Origin of the sequence: Streptomyces sp. NPDC047117 (assembly GCF_040643545.1) — a bacterium.
Lineage (GTDB): Bacteria > Actinomycetota > Actinomycetes > Streptomycetales > Streptomycetaceae > Streptomyces.
Window position 1 is genome coordinate 1 of record NZ_JBEYUN010000034.1, and the last position, 17,976, is coordinate 17,976.

The 17,976-nt window shown below is 73.9% G+C and carries 18 protein-coding genes; all 18 read left to right on the forward strand.

What is annotated here, in order from left to right:
* The first annotated feature begins 419 nt into the window (after positions 1–419).
* The 18 genes from ABZ840_RS36355 (at position 420) to ABZ840_RS36440 (ending at position 17,889) form a co-directional block, all read left to right on the forward strand.
* Complete coding sequence (locus ABZ840_RS36355) at positions 420–1,019, forward strand: hypothetical protein (RefSeq protein ID WP_361567912.1); 600 nt, start codon at positions 420–422, stop codon at positions 1,017–1,019.
* Positions 1,016–1,885, forward strand: a complete 870-nt coding sequence (locus ABZ840_RS36360; RefSeq protein WP_361567915.1) for a hypothetical protein — start codon at positions 1,016–1,018, stop codon at positions 1,883–1,885. The genes ABZ840_RS36355 and ABZ840_RS36360 overlap by 4 nt, the downstream gene beginning before the upstream one ends.
* A 74-nt stretch (positions 1,886–1,959) precedes the next feature.
* Entirely contained in the window at positions 1,960–3,432 is a 1,473-nt protein-coding gene (locus tag ABZ840_RS36365; RefSeq protein ID WP_361567918.1) for an FAD-dependent monooxygenase, read from the forward strand.
* Between the two features lie 59 nt (positions 3,433–3,491).
* Positions 3,492–3,821, forward strand: coding sequence for a TcmI family type II polyketide cyclase (locus ABZ840_RS36370; RefSeq protein ID WP_361567920.1), 330 nt, complete (start codon positions 3,492–3,494; stop codon positions 3,819–3,821).
* Complete coding sequence (locus tag ABZ840_RS36375; RefSeq protein ID WP_361567922.1) at positions 3,818–5,089, forward strand: beta-ketoacyl-[acyl-carrier-protein] synthase family protein; 1,272 nt, start codon at positions 3,818–3,820, stop codon at positions 5,087–5,089. Before ABZ840_RS36370 ends, ABZ840_RS36375 begins: the two co-directional genes overlap by 4 nt.
* Positions 5,086–6,300, forward strand: coding sequence for a ketosynthase chain-length factor (locus ABZ840_RS36380; RefSeq protein ID WP_361567925.1), 1,215 nt, complete (start codon positions 5,086–5,088; stop codon positions 6,298–6,300). Before ABZ840_RS36375 ends, ABZ840_RS36380 begins: the two co-directional genes overlap by 4 nt.
* A gap of 62 nt (positions 6,301–6,362) precedes the next feature.
* The gene (locus ABZ840_RS36385; RefSeq protein WP_361567928.1) at positions 6,363–6,626 is read left to right on the forward strand and encodes an acyl carrier protein; all 264 of its coding nucleotides are present in this window, start codon (positions 6,363–6,365) and stop codon (positions 6,624–6,626) included.
* 92 nt (positions 6,627–6,718) lie between these two features.
* Positions 6,719–7,504, forward strand: coding sequence for a 3-oxoacyl-ACP reductase FabG (gene fabG, locus ABZ840_RS36390; RefSeq protein ID WP_361567931.1), 786 nt, complete (start codon positions 6,719–6,721; stop codon positions 7,502–7,504).
* A 31-nt stretch (positions 7,505–7,535) separates the two neighbouring features.
* Positions 7,536–8,471 carry an aromatase/cyclase gene (locus ABZ840_RS36395; RefSeq protein WP_361567934.1) on the forward strand — a complete coding sequence of 312 codons (936 nt, stop codon included), beginning with the start codon at positions 7,536–7,538 and terminating at the stop codon, positions 8,469–8,471.
* A 1-nt stretch (position 8,472) separates the two neighbouring features.
* A complete protein-coding gene (locus ABZ840_RS36400; RefSeq protein ID WP_361567937.1) occupies positions 8,473–10,779 on the forward strand; it encodes an SDR family oxidoreductase in 2,307 nt (768 codons plus the stop codon).
* Between the two features lie 108 nt (positions 10,780–10,887).
* The gene (locus ABZ840_RS36405; RefSeq protein ID WP_361567939.1) at positions 10,888–12,357 is read left to right on the forward strand and encodes an MFS transporter; all 1,470 of its coding nucleotides are present in this window, start codon (positions 10,888–10,890) and stop codon (positions 12,355–12,357) included.
* Positions 12,354–12,809 carry an acyl carrier protein gene (locus tag ABZ840_RS36410; RefSeq protein WP_361567941.1) on the forward strand — a complete coding sequence of 152 codons (456 nt, stop codon included), beginning with the start codon at positions 12,354–12,356 and terminating at the stop codon, positions 12,807–12,809. The genes ABZ840_RS36405 and ABZ840_RS36410 overlap by 4 nt, the downstream gene beginning before the upstream one ends.
* Complete coding sequence (locus ABZ840_RS36415; protein ID WP_361567944.1) at positions 12,806–13,552, forward strand: 4'-phosphopantetheinyl transferase superfamily protein; 747 nt, start codon at positions 12,806–12,808, stop codon at positions 13,550–13,552. The genes ABZ840_RS36410 and ABZ840_RS36415 overlap by 4 nt, the downstream gene beginning before the upstream one ends.
* Positions 13,553–13,679: 127 nt before the next feature.
* The gene (locus tag ABZ840_RS36420; RefSeq protein WP_361568024.1) at positions 13,680–15,185 is read left to right on the forward strand and encodes an acyl-CoA carboxylase subunit beta; all 1,506 of its coding nucleotides are present in this window, start codon (positions 13,680–13,682) and stop codon (positions 15,183–15,185) included.
* A 10-nt stretch (positions 15,186–15,195) separates the two neighbouring features.
* Positions 15,196–15,402, forward strand: a complete 207-nt coding sequence (locus ABZ840_RS36425; protein WP_361567947.1) for an acyl-CoA carboxylase subunit epsilon — start codon at positions 15,196–15,198, stop codon at positions 15,400–15,402.
* 27 nt (positions 15,403–15,429) lie between these two features.
* Positions 15,430–15,561 (forward strand): hypothetical protein, encoded by a 132-nt coding sequence (locus ABZ840_RS36430; RefSeq protein WP_361567949.1) that lies wholly within the window; start codon positions 15,430–15,432, stop codon positions 15,559–15,561.
* Between the two features lie 127 nt (positions 15,562–15,688).
* Positions 15,689–16,600 carry an alpha/beta fold hydrolase gene (locus ABZ840_RS36435; RefSeq protein WP_361567951.1) on the forward strand — a complete coding sequence of 304 codons (912 nt, stop codon included), beginning with the start codon at positions 15,689–15,691 and terminating at the stop codon, positions 16,598–16,600.
* Positions 16,597–17,889: an MFS transporter gene (locus tag ABZ840_RS36440; protein WP_361567954.1), complete on the forward strand. Its 1,293-nt coding sequence runs from the start codon at positions 16,597–16,599 to the stop codon at positions 17,887–17,889. The genes ABZ840_RS36435 and ABZ840_RS36440 overlap by 4 nt, the downstream gene beginning before the upstream one ends.
* Positions 17,890–17,976: the final 87 nt, after the last annotated feature.

The following is a 17,976-nucleotide window of genomic DNA, read 5'->3' on the forward strand; positions in this document are numbered from 1 at the left end:
TCAACGCCCACCGCTCCGGCACCGTCAAGGGCCTGACCGCCGAGGTCGGCGCCTCCCTCACCGCCGGCGCCGTCATCTGCGAAATCAAGGACTGAAAAACCGCACCGGTCCGGCCGCGAAGTTCTGACGCAAGTTGACATTCATCTGACACGGAATGCCTTGAGCGGTGCGGTCCGGGCGGCGAGAATAGAGATATCGGCCGCCAGGGAAAAACCTCCGGCCGGCCGAGAAGAATTAACCCGGCATTTTCCCGGGAAATCCGGAGCGAATTCACGGGGCCGGCCCGGCCGGTCGCCCGGCGCACCGCATCCCGCGCCGTTCCTGGACCACCGCCAGGACGTTCCTGGACCACCGCCAGAAGAGAGGGCAGTAAATTGCTGTGCCATCCGACCCTCCCGGACGTACGCCACGCCGGGGCCGTGGCGGTGTTCGTCAGCCACTGGTACACGCCCGACCGCACCACGGCCCTGAAGGACCTGGACGAGGTCACCGCCCAGTGGGAGACCGCCGAGTGGCCGGACGACATCCTCTCCTTCAGCAGCTACCTCAGCGCCGCCGGCGACACCGTACTGACCTATGCCCAGTGCGCCTCCGTCACCGCCTACCGCCCCTTCACCCGCTCGCTGGCCGGGGCCGCCCGCGCGGAGGCGGTGGAGTACCGGCTCCACCGCAGCTTCGTCCCGGACGGTGCCGCCGCCGAGCCCCCAGGCTGCATGGTCGCCGCGTCCTTCGACACCGACGGCCCGCTGCGCCAGCGCCATGTGATCGAGGAGATCATCGGCACCGTCGGGCGCGAAGGCCCGTACGCGCGGGACGGGTTGCTCGGTACGCACTTCCACACCAGCGTCGACGGCACCCGGGTGCTGAACTACGCGGAGTGGACCTCGGACGAGGCGCACGAGACCTTCCTGCGGGACGCCTGCTCCGGCCGGGCCCGGGCGGCCTACGAGGCCATCCCCGGGGTGCGGCCCATCGGCTACACCCGCTACCACCTCCACCACAGCGCGGTGCGCCCGTGACCACCGACGCCACGCCCGCCAACCGCTGCCAGTTCTACCTCAACTCCCTCCACTCGCTCCTCTACTTCACCCCGGACCTGGACGAGAACCTGGCGGCCCACGGCGTCGACGACCCGATGGCCGGCTACTTCGCCGCCCGGACCGCGGCCCTGGGCCCGGCCGGACCGGGCACCCTCACCGCCGTCACCAACGGCTTCGCCCACCGGCTGATCGCCGGGCACTTCCCGGCCCTCTGGGACCGGGTGCCCCCGGCCACGGTGCTCGCGGAACGCCTGCGCGCCGCCGACACGACCCTGCGCCGCTGCCTGGGCGAGGAGTTCGCCGAGGCGCCCGAGACCGCCGAGGCGGCCGAACTGGCCCTGCGCGCCACCGAAGGGTGCGAACGGGCCGGCCGCCCGCTGTACGCGGCCCACGCCGACCTGCCCGTACCGGACCGGCCGCACCTGGCCCTCTGGCACGCCGCGACGCTGCTGCGGGAGTACCGCGGCGACGGGCACTTCGCCGTACTGAGCCACGCGGGACTGGCCGGCCTGGACGGGCTGGTCTCGCACTCCGCAGGCCCCGGAGGCATGCCCCGCGCCTTCGTGATGGCCAAGCGCGGCTGGACCGACGAGGACTGGACCGCGGCTGAGCAACGGCTGCGCGGCCGCGGCCTCATGGACACGGCCGGGGCGCTGACCGCCCGCGGTCTGGAGCTGCGGGCACAGGTGGAGCGGGACACCGACCGCCTGGACGCCGCTCCCTACGCACACCTGGGCGCCGAAGGCGTCGCCCGGCTCACCACCCTGTGCCGCCGCCTGGTGACCACCGCCGCCGGCACCGGAGTCTTCCCCGCCCCCCTGCTGCCGGTCTTCGCCGACGCGTGACCGCGGCCGCCGCACCACGGCGCGGACCGTCGCGCCCCGACGGGACCACTCGCCCACCCAAGGAGAAAGAGGCAATGGACGCTGCAGTGATAGTTGTGGGGGCCGGCCCGGCCGGCCTCATGCTCGCGGGAGAGCTGCGGCTCGCCGGGGTCGACGTGATCGTCCTGGAGCGCCTGCCCGAGCGGACCGGTGAGTCCCGCGGCCTGGGCTTCACCGCGCGCACCATGGAGATCTTCGACCAGCGCGGGCTGCTGCCCCGCTTCGGCGACATCGAGACCAGCAACGTCGGCCACTTCGGCGGCCTGCCCGTCGACTTCGGCGTGCTGGAGGGCGCGCACCAGGCCGCCAAGACCGTCCCCCAGTCGCAGACCGAAGAGGTGCTGGAGGCCTGGGTCCGCGAGCTGGGCACCGACCTGCGCCGCGGCCACGAACTCGTCTCCTTCACCGACAAGGGCGACGCGGTCGAGGTCACCGTCCGGACGCCCGGCGGGGACACGCAGACGCTGCGCACCGGCTACCTCGTCGGCTGTGACGGCGGGCGCAGCACCGTCCGCAAGGCGGCGGGGTTCGACTTCCCCGGCACCGCGTCGACGCTGGAGATGTTCCTCGCCGACGTCAAGGGCCTGGACCTGGACCCGCGCATGATCGGCGAGACCTTCGAGGGCGGCATGGTCATGGTGGGCCCGCTGCCCGGCGGCATCACCCGCCTGATCCTCTGCGAGCGCGGCACCCCGCCGCAGCGCCGCAGCAGCGCCCCCTCCTTCGAGGAGGTCGTGGCCGGCTGGAAGCGCGTGACCGGCCAGGACATCTCGCACGGCGAGCCGGTCTGGGTCAGCTCCTTCGGGGACGCCACCCGCCAGGTCACCCAGTACCGCCGCGGCCGCGTCGTCCTCGCGGGCGACGCCGCCCACATCCACCTGCCGGCCGGCGGCCAGGGCATGAACACCAGCATCCAGGACGCGGTCAACCTCGGCTGGAAGCTCGCCGCCGTCGCCCAGGGCCGCGCCCCCGAGGCCCTGCTGGACACGTACCACGACGAGCGGCACGCGGTGGGCCGGCGCCTCCTGATGAACACCCGGGCCCAGGGCCTGCTGTTCCTCTCCGGCGCCGAGATCCAGCCGCTGCGCGACGTGCTGAACGAGCTGATCGGCTACGAGGACGTCAGCAAGCACCTCGCCGCGATGGTCAGCGGCCTGGAGATCCGGTACGACGCCGGCGGCGGCACCCACCCGCTGCTCGGCCGCCGCATGCCCGACCTGGAACTGACCCGCGCCGACGGCCGCACCACGACCAGCACCACGCTGCTCCACCCCGGCCGCGGCGTCCTCCTCGACCTGACCGACAACGCCGTCCTGCGGAACCGCGCGGCCGGCTGGGCGGACCGCGTCGACATCGTCACCGCCACCGGACAGCCGGCCCCGGACAGCGCGCTGGCCGGCACCACCGCCGTCCTGGTCCGCCCCGACGGCTACGTCGCCTGGGCCGCCCCCGGCAGCCACCACGACCTGCCCATGTCCCTGGAGCGGTGGTTCGGCCCCGCCCGCTGAAAGACCTCCGCACCGACCGCAGCGCCGGACTCCCACCGGCCGACAAGGAGAACCCACTCATGCACAGCACCCTCATCGTCGCGCGGATGAACCCGCAGTCCGCGGAGGACGTCGCCCGCCTCTTCGGCGAGTTCGACGGCACGGAGATGCCCCACCGCATGGGCACCCGCCGCCGCCAGCTGTTCTCGTACCGGGGCCTCTACTTCCACCTCCAGGACTTCGACGCCGACAACGGCGGCGAGCTCATCGAGGAAGCGAAGACCGACCCCCGCTTCGTGCAGATCAGCGACGACCTCAAGCCCTTCATCGAGGCGTACGACCCGGCCACCTGGCGCTCGCCCGCCGACGCGATGGCGACCCGCTTCTACAACTGGGAGGCGTCCGCGTGAGCGCCCGACGCGTCGCCATCACCGGCATCGGGGTCCTCGCCCCCGGCGGTGTCGGCACCAAGAACTTCTGGAGCCTGCTGAGCGAGGGCCGCACCGCGACCCGCGGCATCACCTTCTTCGACGCCTCCTCCTTCCGCTCCCGGGTGGCGGCGGAGATCGACTTCGACCCCGAGCTGCACGGCCTGTCCCCGCAGGAGATCCGCCGGATGGACCGGGCCGCCCAGTTCGCCGTCGTCGCGGCCCGCGAGGCCGTCGGCGACAGCGGCCTGGAGTTCGCGGACCTCGACCCGTTCCGCACCGGGGTCACCGTCGGCAGCGCCGTCGGCGCCACCATGGGCCTGGACACCGAGTACCGCACCGTCAGCGACGGCGGCCGGCTGGACCTGGTCGACCACACCTACGGCGTGCCGCACCTGTACGACTTCCTCGTACCCAGCTCGTTCGCCGCCGAGGTCGCCTGGGCGACCGGCGCGCAGGGCCCGGCCACCGTCGTCTCCACCGGCTGCACGTCCGGCATCGACTCCGTCGGCCACGCCGTCGAGCTGATCCGCGAGGGCAGCGCCGACGTGATGATCGCGGGCTCCTCCGACGCCCCCATCTCGCCCATCACGATGGCGTGCTTCGACGCGATCAAGGCGACCACGCCCCGCCAGGACAGCCCCGAGACGGCCTCCCGGCCCTTCGACAACACCCGCAACGGCTTCGTGCTGGGCGAGGGTTCGGCCTTCTTCGTCCTGGAGGAGCTGACCGCGGCGCAGGCGCGCGGCGCGCACATCTACGCCGAGATCGCCGGCTACGCCACCCGCTCCAACGCGTACCACATGACCGGCCTGCGCCCGGACGGCGCGGAGATGGCCGAGGCCATCCGCGTCGCCATGGCCGAGGCGCGGCTGAACGCCGAGGACATCGACTACATCAACGCGCACGGCTCCGGCACGAAGCAGAACGACCGCCACGAGACCGCCGCGTTCAAGAAGAGCCTGGGCGACCACGCCTACGCCACGCCGGTCAGCTCCATCAAGTCCATGGTCGGCCACTCGCTCGGGGCCATCGGCTCCATCGAGATCGCCGCAAGCGCGCTGGCCATGGAGCACCACGTCGTGCCGCCCACGGCCAACCTGCACACCCCCGACCCCGAATGCGACCTGGACTACGTCCCGGTCACCGCGCGCGAGCAGCGCACCGACGCCGTGCTGACCGTGGGCAGCGGCTTCGGCGGCTTCCAGTCCGCGATGGTGCTCGCCCGGCCCGAGAGGAGCGAGGCATGACCACCTCCGTGGCAGTGACCGGCCTGGGAGTCGCCTCTCCCAACGGCCTCGGCACCCAGGACTTCTGGGCGGCCACCCGGATCGGCAAGAGCGGCATCGGCCGCGTCACCCGCTTCGACCCGTCGTCCTACCCGGCGACGCTGGCCGGCGAGGTGCCCGGCTTTGACGCCAAGGCGCACCTGCCCAGCCGGCTGATCCCGCAGACCGACCACATGACGCGGCTGGCGCTGGTCGCCGCCGACTGGGCGCTGGCCGACGCCGGCATCGACCCCGGCGCGCAGCCCGCCTTCGACATGGGCGTCATCACCGCCAGCTCCTCCGGTGGCTTCGAGTTCGGCCAGAACGAGCTGCAGAAGCTGTGGAGCCAGGGCAGCCAGTACGTCAGCGCGTACCAGTCCTTCGCCTGGTTCTACGCCGTCAACAGCGGACAGATCTCCATCCGCAACGGCATGAAGGGCCCCAGCGGCGTCCTCGTGAGCGACCAGGCCGGCGGCCTCGACGCGCTGGCCCAGGCCCGGCGGCAGATCCGCAAGGGCACCCCGCTGATCGTCTCGGGCGCCGTCGACGCGTCGATCTGCCCGTGGGGCTGGGCCGCCCAGCTGACCAGCGGCCGCCTGTCCACGAGCGACAACCCCGACCGCGCGTACGTGCCCTTCGACGCGGCGGCGCACGGCCACGTGCCGGGCGAGGGCGGCGCCCTCCTCGTCGTGGAGGACACCGCGGCCGCCCGCGCCCGCGGCGCCCGGATCTACGGCGAACTCGTCGGCTACGCCGCGACGTTCGACCCCAAGCCGGGCACCGGCGGGGAGCCGGGCCTGCGCCGTGCGATCGAGCTGGCCCTGCGCGAGGCGGACTGCCGCCCGCAGGACGTGGACGTCGTCTTCGCCGACGCCGCCGGAACCGTGGAGCTGGACCGGATCGAGGCGGACGCGCTGCGCACCGTCTTCGGCGCCCGGGGCGTCCCGGTGACGGCACCGAAGACCATGACCGGCCGTCTGTACTCCGGCGCGGCGCCGCTGGACGTCGCCGCAGCGCTGCTGGCGATGGACGAGGGGCTCATCCCGCCCACCGTGCACACCGACCCCGACCCGGCCTACGACCTCGACCTGGTCGTCGGCCAGCCGCGCACCGCCGAGGTCCGCACCGCGCTGGTGCTGGCCCGCGGCCACGGCGGCTTCAACTCCGCCGTCGTGCTCCGCGCCGACGGCTGACCACCTGCCGTGTCCCGCAACGGCGCGGGACACACCCGAGCTTCGAACCCGAAGGAACGCACATGTCTGCTGTCTTCACCCTGGACGACCTCAAGCGCATCCTCCTGGAGGGCGCCGGCGCCGACGAGGGCGTCGACCTCAACGGCGACATCCTCGACACCGAGTTCGAGGAGCTGGGCTACGAGTCGCTGGCCCTGCTGGAGACCGGCGGCCGCATCGAGCGCGAGTACGGCATCACGCTGGACGACTCCGCGCTGACCGACGCCACCACCCCGCGCGCGCTCGTCGAGGTGGTCAACGCCCACCTGGCCCTCGCCGCCGCCTGACCCCGTTCCGGGGCGGCCGCCCCCGCCGCGGCCGCCCCGGGCGGTTCCCCTCCCTCCCGGCACCGGCCGGACCCGACCCAAGGAGCCTCTCCATGACCCGCACCTCCGGGCGTCTCGCCCTCATCACCGGTGGCACCAGCGGCATCGGCCTGGCCGCAGCCCGCCTGCTGGGCGAGCAGGGCCACACCGTCTTCCTCGGCGCCCGCAACGCCGAGAACGTGTCCCGCACCGTCAAGCAGCTGCGCGAGGAAGGCATCGAGGCCGACGGCACCGAGCTGGACGTCCGCGACGACGCCAGTGTGCACGCCTTCGTCCAGGCCGCCGTCGACCGGCACGGCAGCGTCGACGTCCTGGTCAACAACGCCGGCCGCAGCGGCGGCGGCGTGACCGCCGACATCGCGACCGAGCTGTGGCACGACGTCATCGACACCAACCTCAACAGCGTCTTCCGGCTGACCCGTGAGGTGCTCACCACGGGCCGGATGCGCCACAAGAGCCGCGGCCGCATCATCAACATCGCCTCCACGGCCGGCAAGCAGGGCGTCGTCCTCGGCGCCCCGTACTCGGCCTCCAAGCACGGCGTCGTCGGCTTCACCAAGGCCCTCGGCAACGAGCTGGCCCCGACCGGCATCACCGTCAACGCCGTCTGCCCCGGCTACGTCGAGACCCCGATGGCCCAGCGGGTCCGCCAGGGCTACGCCGAGGCCTACAACGCCACCGAGGACGCCATCCTCGAGAAGTTCCAGTCGAAGATCCCGCTCGGCCGCTACTCCACCCCGGAGGAGGTCGCGGGCCTGGTCGGGTACCTCGCCTCCGACACCGCCGCCTCCATCACCTCGCAGGCGCTCAACGTCTGCGGCGGCCTCGGCAACTTCTGATCCCCCTTCTCACTTCCCCAAGGAGTTCACCATGACGGTCCGTGAGGTCGAGCACGAGATCACCGTGCAGGCCCCCGCCGCCGAGGTCTACCGCCTGCTCGCCGAGGTGGAGAACTGGCCCCGCATCTTCCCGCCGACCCTCTACGTCGACCACGTCGAGCAGGGCGGCAACGAGGAGCGCATCCGGATCTGGGCCACCGCCAACGGCACGGCCAAGAACTGGACGTCCCGCCGCACCCTCGACCCCGAGGCCCTGCGGATCACCTTCCGCCAGGAGGTCTCCGCGCCGCCGGTCGCCGCCATGGGCGGCGCCTGGATCATCGAGCCGCTGGGCGAGGGCGAGTCCAGGATCCGGCTGCTGCACGACTACCGTGCGATCGACGACGACCCGGCCTCCCTGCAGTGGATCGACGAGGCCGTCGACCGCAACTCGCGGTCCGAGCTCGCCGCGCTCAAGGAGAACGTCGAACTCGCCCACGCCTCGGCCGAGCTGACCTTCTCCTTCGAGGACACGGTCCACATCGCGGGCTCCGCCAAGGACGCCTACGACTTCATCAACGAGGCCCAGCTCTGGGAGGAGCGGCTCCCGCACGTCGCGTCGGTGCGCCTGGAGGAGGACGTCCCCGGGCTGCAGAGCCTGGAGATGGACACCCGCGCCAAGGACGGCTCCACGCACACCACCAAGTCCTACCGGGTCTGCTTCCCGCAGCAGAAGATCGCGTACAAGCAGGTCACGCTCCCGGCGCTGATGACCCTGCACACCGGCCGGTGGACGTTCGAGGAGACCGACGAGGGCGTGGCCGCGACCTCGCAGCACACGGTCGTCCTGAACACCGCCAACATCACCAGGATTCTCGGCGCCGACGCCGGCGTCGCGGAGGCCAGGGAGTACGTGCGCACCGCGCTCAGCACCAACAGCCGGGCCACCCTGGGCCACGCCAAGGACTACGCCGAGGCGCGTCGCTGACATGGCCGCACTGGACACCCAGGTCATCGTCGTCGGCGCGGGACCCGTGGGGCTGATGCTCGCCGGAGAGCTGCGGCTGGGCGGTGCCGAGGTCGTCGTGCTGGAACAGCGCACGGCCCCCACCACCGAGTCGCGGGCCTCCACCCTGCACGCCCGCACCATGGAGATCCTCGACTCCCGCGGCCTGCTGGCGGAGCTGGGCACCCCGCCCCGCGAACCGCGCGGCCACTTCGGCGGCATCCCGCTGGACTTGACGCTCGACAGCAGCCACCCCGGCCAGTGGAAGGTCCCGCAGCACCGCACCGAGGAACTGCTGGGGGAGTGGGTCCGGTCGCTCGGCACCGACGTACGCCGCGGCCACGAGGTGCGCGGTCTGTCGGTCCTCGACGACCGGGTCGAGGTCGAGGCGGTGACCGGGGACGGCCGGACCGTCACCGTCTCGGCGCTGTGCGTCGTCGGCTGCGACGGCGAGAACAGCACCGTGCGCCGCCTGGCCGGCTCCGCGTTCCCCGGCCGGGACGCGGGCCGCGAGCTGCTGCGCGCGGACGTGGCGGGCCTGGACATCCCCGACCGGCGCTTCGAGCGGCTGGAGAAGGGGCTGGCCATCGCCGCCCGGCGGAACGACGGCGTCACCCGCGTCATGGTGCACGAGTTCGGCCGCCCGGCCGCCGAGCGCGCCGGCGACCCGGACTTCGCCGAGGTCGCCACGGTGTGGCGGCGGGTGACGGGCGAGGACATCAGCGGCGGCACCCCGCTCTGGGTCAACGCCTTCGGCGACGCCGACCGGCAGGCCACGGCCTACCGCGACGGGCGCGTCCTGCTGGCCGGCGACGCCGCGCACCAGCAGATGCCCATCGGCGGCCAGGCACTGAACCTGGGTCTCCAGGACGCGGTCAACCTCGGCTGGAAACTGGCCATCCAGGTCCGCAGGCTCGGCAGCGAGGGTCTGCTGGACAGCTATCACGACGAACGGCACGCGGTCGGCGCCCGCGTACGGTCCAACATCCAGGCGCAGGCCAGGCTGCTGCTGGGCGGCCCCGAGGTGGAGGCGCTCCGCTCCGTCGTCGCCGAACTGATCGCCAAGGAGCCGGTACGCGCCCACCTGGCGGGGATGATCTCCGGCCTGGACATCCGGTACGACGTCGGCCCCGGCAGCCACCCGCTGCTGGGCGCCCGGCTCCCGCACACCCCGCTGGTCCGCGCCGACGGCAGCGCCACCACCGCGGCGGCCCTGCTGCGCACCGGCCGCGGCCTGCTGCTGGACCTGTCCGGCGAGGAGGACGCCGAAGCGCCGCTGCGGCGGGCGGCCGCCGGCCGTACCGACCGGGTCACCGCGCTGTCCGCCCGGCTCGCCGGCGGAACGGACGGCCACCCGCTGGCCGGGGCCGGCACCGTCCTGGTCCGGCCCGACGGCCACGTCGCGTGGACCGGGCGGACGGCCGACGGCCTGGACGACGCACTGCACCGCTGGTTCGGCCTGACCCGGCCGGCCGAGGCACCACTGACGAACACGGCCGCGCCGGCGGTCGCACAGGGAGGGAACACCATGGGCAGGCTCAACGGAAAGACGGCACTGGTCACCGGCTCCAGCCGCGGCATGGGGCGGGCCACGGCGCTGCGGCTGGCGCGCGAGGGCGCGCTGGTCGCCGTGCACTACACGAGCAGCGAGGACGCGGCCGCCGACACCGTCGCCGCCATCGAGAAGGAGGGCGGCCGGGCGTTCACGGTCCGCGCCGAGCTGGGCGTGCCCGGCGACGTGCACGAGCTGTTCCTCGGCCTGGAAGCGGGCCTGAAGGAGCGCACCGGCACGACCGACCTGGACATCCTCGTCAACAACGCCGGCGAAATGGGCGGCGTCTCCGTGGACGACACGACGCCCGAGAAGTTCGACCGGCTGGTGGCCGTCAACGCCAAGGCGCCGTTCTTCCTCATCCAGCGTGCGCTGAAGAACATGCCGGACGGCGGCCGGATCATCAACATCTCCTCCGGACTGACCCACTTCGCCAACCCCGAGGAGATCGCCTACGCGATGACCAAGGGCGCGGTCGAGCAGCTCGCGCTGCACTTCGCCAAGCTCCTGGGGCCGCGCAACATCACGGTCAACAGCGTCGCGCCGGGCATCACCCGCAACGGCAACCCGGTGTTCGACATCCCCGAGGCGGTGGAGCAGATGGCACAGCTCTCCGCGTTCAACCGGGTCGGCGAGCCCGAGGACGTCGCCGACGTCGTCACCTTCCTCGCCACCGACGACGCCCGCTGGGTCACCGGCGCCTTCCTCGACGCCAGCGGCGGCACCCTGCTGGGTTGAACCGGCCGGGCCGGCGCGGCCGCACGCGCCGGCAGCGGGGTCCGGACACCCGGACGTCCGGACCCCGCGCCCCCAGGACCAGCCCTCTCTCGCCTCGGGAAGACCACCATGACGCCAACGACTCCTTCCGTGCCCCGCTCCGGGCCGGCCGCCGCCGGTTCCCGGCGGTGGGGCCTGCTGACCGTCCTCGCCGGCAACATGCTCATCGACGCCCTGGAGGTGTCCGTACTGGTCGTGGCGGCGCCCGCCATCGGCGCCGACCTGCACCTGCCGCCCGCCGGAACGCAGTGGACCATGAGCGGCTTCGCCCTCGGCTTCGCCGGTCTGCTGCTGCTCGGGCCGCGGCTGGCCGCCCGCTGGGGCCGGCGGCGCCTGTACCTGGGCGCGCTGGCCGTCTTCGCCGTCGCGTCCCTCGTCGCGGGCGTCGCCACCGACCCGGTACTGCTGGTGGCCACCCGCTTCGTCAAGGGCGGCTGTGCCGCGCTGACGGCACCGATGGGGCTCGCCATCATCATGTCCGTCTTCCCCGCGGGGCCCGTGCGGCGGCGCGCGATCTCCGTCTACACCCTCTTCGGCGCCAGCGGCTTCACCGCGGGCCTGGTGCTCTCCGGCGTGCTGACCGGCTGGGACTGGCGCCTCACGCTGGCCTTCCCCGCCCCGGTGGTGGCCGTGCTGTTCCTGGCCGGGCTGCGGCTCGTCCCCGCGCAGCCGCCCGTGGCACCGGACGAGCGGCAGCCGCTGCCCGTGGGGCGCGTCCTGCTGCTGACCGGCGGTACGGCGGCCCTGGCCGGCGCGGTCGCCTGGGCGCCCGGCGGCGGCTGGACCGGCCCGCGCACGACGGGACTGCTGCTGACGGCCGCGGTGCTGCTGGTCCTGCTGGCGGTGGGCGAACGCCGGTCGGCCGCCCCGCTGCTGCCCCGGTCCGTCCGCGGCGGCACCGCGCTGGGCCGGTCGGCCCTGGGCGCTGCCTGCCTCAACGGGTCCTACCTCGGCATGCTGTTCCTCGCCACGCTCCGGCTCCAGGACGAGCTCGGCTTCGGCCCGCTGGAGGCCGCGCTGGCCTTCCTTCCGGCAAGCGTGCCGCTGGCCCTGACCGCACTGCACTCCGGGGCAATGGTCGAGCGCTTCGGGGCCCGGCCGCTGATCGCCCTCGGCTCGCTGTCCGCGTTCGCCGGACACCTCCTGCTGCTGCGCGAGGACACCTCGTACGTCACCGGGCTGCTGCCCAGCCTGCTGCTGGTGGGCGCCGGCTTCGTACTGGCCTTCACCGCGCTGAACACCCAGGCCGTCTCGGAGGCGGCCGACGCCGACAAGGCGGTCGCGGGAGCGGCGTACCAGACGGCCGTCCAGGCCGGTGCCGTCCTCATGCCCGCGCTGGCCGCCGCCCTGCTGACGACCGGCACGGGGACACCGGACCAGCGGCCCGCGCATCTGCTCGTCGCCGCCGTCGGCCTGCTCGGCGTGGTCACGGCACTGGCGGGCCTCCGCCGCCGTACCGCCGGGCCCGATGCCGCCGCCGCACCCGCGCCCGCCGCTGTTCCCGCCCCTGTCCACGCCGCACAGAAGGAAGTCAGATGACCGTCCAAGACACCCCGGCTGCCTGGGACGTCGGTACGTGGGACAGCGAGACCTGGGACGTCGACGCGTGGGACGTCGACGGCTGGGAGTTCGACGACGAGGCCGACGACGACCTCCTCGGACCGGAGGTCGCGGTGCCCGGCCGGTCCGTGATGGTGACGCTGCCGCTGGCGGAGCGCACCCGGATCATCGACGCCTACGTGCGCCGGGAGCTCGCCCGCGTCCTGGGCGTGGCGCCCCGCGACATCGGCGTGGACGGCCGCACGATGAACAGCCTCGGCGTCGGCTCCGTCGCCGGGCTCCAGCTCCAGAACCGCATCGAACGCGCCCTGGAGGTGGAGGTGAACCTCCAGATGCTGCTCCTGGCCAACAGCGCCCAGGAGCTCATCGACTGCCTCGCCGGACAGCTCGGCCCCGCCGGCCACGGCCACCGCCCCGGGCAGTCCGCATGAACGGTTTCCTCGACGCCTGGCTGCTCCGCCTGCCCCGCCCCGAACAGCTCGGACCGCTGCTCGACGGCTCCGAACTGGACGCGCGCGAGCAGGCCCGCGGCCGCTCCTTCACCCGGCCCCACGACGGGGTGCTGTACGTCTCCGCGCACATCGCCCTGCGCCGGGTCCTCGGCCACTACCTCGGACTCGCCCCGGACCGGGTGCCGTTCGTCCGCGAACCGTGTCCGGGCTGCGGCGGCCCGCACGGGCGGCCCGCCGTCGCCCACCCCGACCCGCCGCTGCACTTCTCGCTCTCGCACAGCAGCGGCATGGTGCTCGTCGCCGTCGCCTCCGAGACCGTCGGCGCCGACGTGGAGCGCCGGCCACGCCCCGGCACGGTCGAGGTGTGCACCCGCTCGCTCCACCCGGCGGAACGCGCCGAGATCGAGGACGTACCACCGCCCGGCCACTGCGCCGCCTTCGGCCGCGTCTGGACGCGCAAGGAGGCGTACCTGAAGGCGCTGGGCACCGGACTCAGCCGGTCGCCGGCCGCCGACTACCTCGGCGCGGACGCCGCCCGGCGGCCGCCGGGCTGGTCCGTCCTGGACCTCGACTGCGGCCCGCACCACGACGGGGCCGTCGCCTACCGGGGCGCGGCCGACGCGCCCCGGGCCGTGCACCGGCTGCCGGCCGCCGTCCTGCTGCCCGGCGGCGCGTCCGTGCCGGCCGGCACCGGCGCCCCGGCCCCGCTGCCCGCCGGCTGACCGGCGCGGCGGCGACCGGACGTACCCCACCGACCCGCAAGAGGAGATCTCCGTGACCGTCACCGATGTCACCCCGACCGTGCTGCCGCCCGAGGCCCACCTGGCGGAGCTGGAAACACTCAAGGAGATGGCCCGCCAGGGACCTGATCCGGCCGCCACCGAGCGCCAGCACGCCCGCGGCAAGCTCACCGCGCACGAACGTATCGAACTGCTCCTGGACGAGGGCTCGTTCACCGAGGTGGAGCCGCTGCGCCGGCACCGGGCGACCGGGTTCGGCCTGGAGGACAAGCGGCCCTACACCGACGGTGTGATCACCGGCTGGGGCACCGTGCACGGCCGTACCGTCTTCGTGTACGCGCACGACTTCCGGATCTTCGGCGGCGCGCTGGGCGAGGCGCATGCGCAGAAGATCCATAAGATCATGGACATGGCCCTGCAGGCGGGCGCCCCGCTGGTGTCGCTGAACGACGGCGCCGGCGCCCGGATCCAGGAGGGCGTCTCCGCGCTCGCCGGCTACGGCGGCATCTTCCAGCGCAACACCAAGGCCTCCGGCGTCATCCCGCAGATCAGCGTGATGCTCGGCCCGTGCGCGGGCGGCGCCGCCTACAGCCCGGCGCTGACCGACTTCGTCTTCATGGTCCGCGACACCTCGCAGATGTTCATCACCGGCCCGGACGTGGTCCGTGCGGTGACCGGCGAGGAGATCACCCAGAACGGGCTGGGCGGCGCCGACGTGCACGCCGAGACCTCCGGCGTGGCCCACTTCGCGTACGACGACGAGCGGACCTGCCTCGAAGAGGTGCGGTATCTGCTCTCGCTGCTGCCGTCCAACAACCGCGAACTGCCGCCCTCCGCACCGGCCACCGACCCCGTCGACCGGTCGTGCGAGGACCTGCTGGACGTGGTGCCGGCCGAGCCGGGCCGGACGTACGACATCCGCCGGGTGATCGAGGAGATCGCCGACGACGGCGAGTTCTTCGAGGTGCAGCCGGGGTGGGCGGGCAACGTGGTGTGCGCCCTGACCCGCTTCGACGGCGAGGTGGCCGGCATCGTCGCCAACCAGCCCGCCCACTTCGCCGGCGTCCTGGACATCGAGGCCAGCGAGAAGGCCGCGCGCTTCGTGCAGTTCTGCGACGCCTTCAACATCCCCCTCGTCACGCTCGTGGACGTCCCCGGCTTCCTGCCCGGCGTCGACCAGGAGCACAACGGCATCATCCGGCGCGGCGCCAAGCTGCTGTACGCCTACTGCAACGCCACCGTCCCGCGGATCTCCCTGGTGCTCCGCAAGGCGTACGGCGGCGCGTACATCGTCATGGACTCCCGCTCCATCGGCACCGACCTCGCGCTGGCCTGGCCGAGCAACGAGATCGCCGTCATGGGCGCGGAGGGCGCGGCCAACGTCATCTTCCGCCGGGAGATCGCCGCCGCCGACGACCCGGACGCCACCCGCGCCCAGAAGATCCGCGAGTACCGCGAGGAGCTGATGCACCCCTACTACGCCGCCGAGCGCGGCCTGGTGGACGACGTCATCGACCCGCGCAGCACGCGGCAGGTCATCGCCCGGTCGCTGGCGATGCTCCGCAGCAAGCACGCCGGCCTGCCCGCCCGCAAGCACGGCAACCCGCCCCAGTGAGGAGAACGCAGTGGACGCAGCACGCGACGTGATCCGCGTGGAGAAGGGCTCGCCCACCCCCGAGGAGCTGGCGGCCGTCACCGCCGTCCTGCTCAGGGTCATGGCCGCCGCCCCCGAAGACCCCGCGCCGGTCCGGCCCGTCACCGCGGGCTGGCGCCGCCTGGAGCGCGTGGAGCGCAGCTCCGGGCCGCGCAGCTGGCAGGAACTGGCCGCCTGACGCCGCGCCGTACGAGGAGGAAACACCGTGACCGTGACACAGGAAGCCCCCGGCCCCGTCGAGGACACCGGTCCGCAACGGACGGGGTGGCAGCTGCCGCCCCTGACGGCCGAGGACGACTTCGACGCCGAACCGCACATCATCCGCGGTACGGACTGACCGGCCGCATCCCGGGCGGGCGCCGTTTTCTCGGCGCCCGCCCGCGCACGTCCGCCTCCGCACCGCCCCGGCCCGCCCTCCGCGTTCCGTGCCACCGCCGGGCACCCACCCGACTTGGAGTCCCGCCATGCCCCAGCTCTCGCCGCCCGCGGCGCCACCCGCCACCCCGCCGGCCGATCCGGTCCGGCCCGTCGAGGTCGAGGCGGGCCCGTTCCGCCTGTCCGGGCTGCTGGCCCTGCCGTCCGGCGGCCCGCCGCGCGCCGTGCTCGTCGCGCTGCACGGCGGCGGCATGCGGGCCGGCTACTTCCACGGCCGGGCCGACCCGGCCACCTCGATGCTCTCCCTCGCCGCCTCCTGCGGCTACGCGGCACTCGCCCTGGACCGGCCCGGCTACGGCGCTTCGGCGGCCGCGCTGCCCGACGGCCTGCCCCTCGCCGAGCAGGCCGGGTACGTCCGGGCGGCGCTGGAGAGCCACGCGCGCGAGCACCCGGTGGGCGCCGGCTTCTTCCTGCTGGGGCACTCGATGGGCGGCAAGCTCGCCCTCATGACCGCGGCCCGGGACGGCGGCGACGGCGGGCCGCCGCTGCTCGGCGTCGACGTGTCCGGCATCAGCGACCGCTGGGCCGTGGGCACCGACCGGCTCGCCGACCCCGTCGGCCGCCGCGGCCACCGGCTGCACTGGGGCCCGCTGGCCCTCTATCCGCCGGGCACGTTCCGGATGGCCGAGCCACTGGTGGGCCCGATACCCCGCAACGAGCTGCGGGACGTGCCCTGCTGGCCGCGTACCTATCCGTCGGTCGCCCGCGATGTCCGGGTGCCGGTGCGCTTCACCTTCGCCGAGCACGAGAAGTGGTGGCGCTCCGACCGGTGGACCGTGGACGCGATGACCGCCCGGCTCGCCTCGCCCCTCGTCCGCGTCGAGCGGCTGGCCGACGCGGGCCACAACATCAGCCTGGGCCGGACGGCGCGCGGCTACCACTTGGGCGTCCTGGCGTTCCTGGAGGAGTGCGTGGCGCGTGCCGGGGCGGGCGCCCGATGACCGGCGGCGGCGTGTTCCGCGGCATGACCGCGTCGCTGCGGGTGCGCAACTTCCGGCTGTTCACGCTGGGGCAGCTGGCCTCGGTGACCGGTACGTGGATGATGTTCACCGCGCAGGACTGGCTCGTGCTGCGGCTCACCGGGGACTCGGCCGCCGCGCTCAGCGCCGTCACCGCCGCCCAGTTCGCCCCCGTCCTGCTGCTGACGCTGCTGGGCGGGCGGCTGGCCGACCGTTACGACAAGCGCCGCCTGCTGCTGGCGGCCAACCTCGCCGCCGCCCTGCTGGCCGGCCTGCTGGCGGCCGTGGCGCTCACCGGCGGCCTGCGGCTGTGGCACATCATCGGCTGTGCGGCGGCCCTGGGCGTGGTCAACGCGGTGGAGATCCCGGCCCGGATGTCCTTCGTCAGCGAGATGGTCGGCGGTGAACTGCTGCCGAACGCCTCGGCGTTGAGCGCCGCGTACTTCAACACCGCGCGGGTGCTGGGGCCGGCCGCGGCCGGCGGGCTCATCAGCGTCTGGGGCTCCCCGGCCGTGCTGGTGCTGAACACGGCCAGCTACCTGGGCACGGTGGCCGCGCTGGCGCTGATGCGCCCGCACGAGCTGCACCGGGGCACCGCGCGCGCGGCCCGCGGCGGTGTCGTGGCGGGGCTGCGGTACGTCGCCGCGCGGCGCGACCTGCTGCTGCCGCTCGCCCTGGTCGCCCTGCTGGCGCTGGCCGGCTTCAACTTCCAGGTCACGCTGCCGCTGCTGGCCAGGACGGTCTTCGACACGGGACCCGGCACCTTCGGACTGCTGACCGCGGCGATGGCGGCCGGCTCCCTGCTCGCCGCGCTGGTCACCACCATGCGGCGCGGCCGGCCGGGCCAGCGGCTCGTGCTGGCCGCGGCCGTGGCCTTCGGCGTCACGGAGATCTGCTCCGGGCTCGCGCCCACGTTCCCCGTCGCACTGCTGTCGCTGGCCCTCACCGGCTTCGCGATGATGGTCTTCTCGCAGGCGGCCAACCACCGCGTACAGCTGGGGACCGAGGCCGCCTACCGCGGGCGCGTCATGGCGCTCTACACCGTCATCTATCAGGGCACCACCCCGATCGGCGCCCTGCTCACGGGCTGGCTGGCCGGTGCCGCCGGCGCCCGCAGCGGCCTGTGGGTGGCGGGCGCGGTCTGCCTGGCCGGGGCGCTGGCCGCCTGCGCCGTCGCGGCCCCGCGCGGCCGACGGTCCAGTACCCGGTCCGTCCCGTCCGGCGCGGCCCGCCCGGCGGAGGACGAGCCGGCGTCCGCTTCGCACGGATAGCCGGCGGCTTCCCGGCCGGGCCCGCCCCGTGGCCGGGAAGCCGTACCGCGTGGCCGCCGCCGTACCGTGACCGCCAGGGGCGTACGC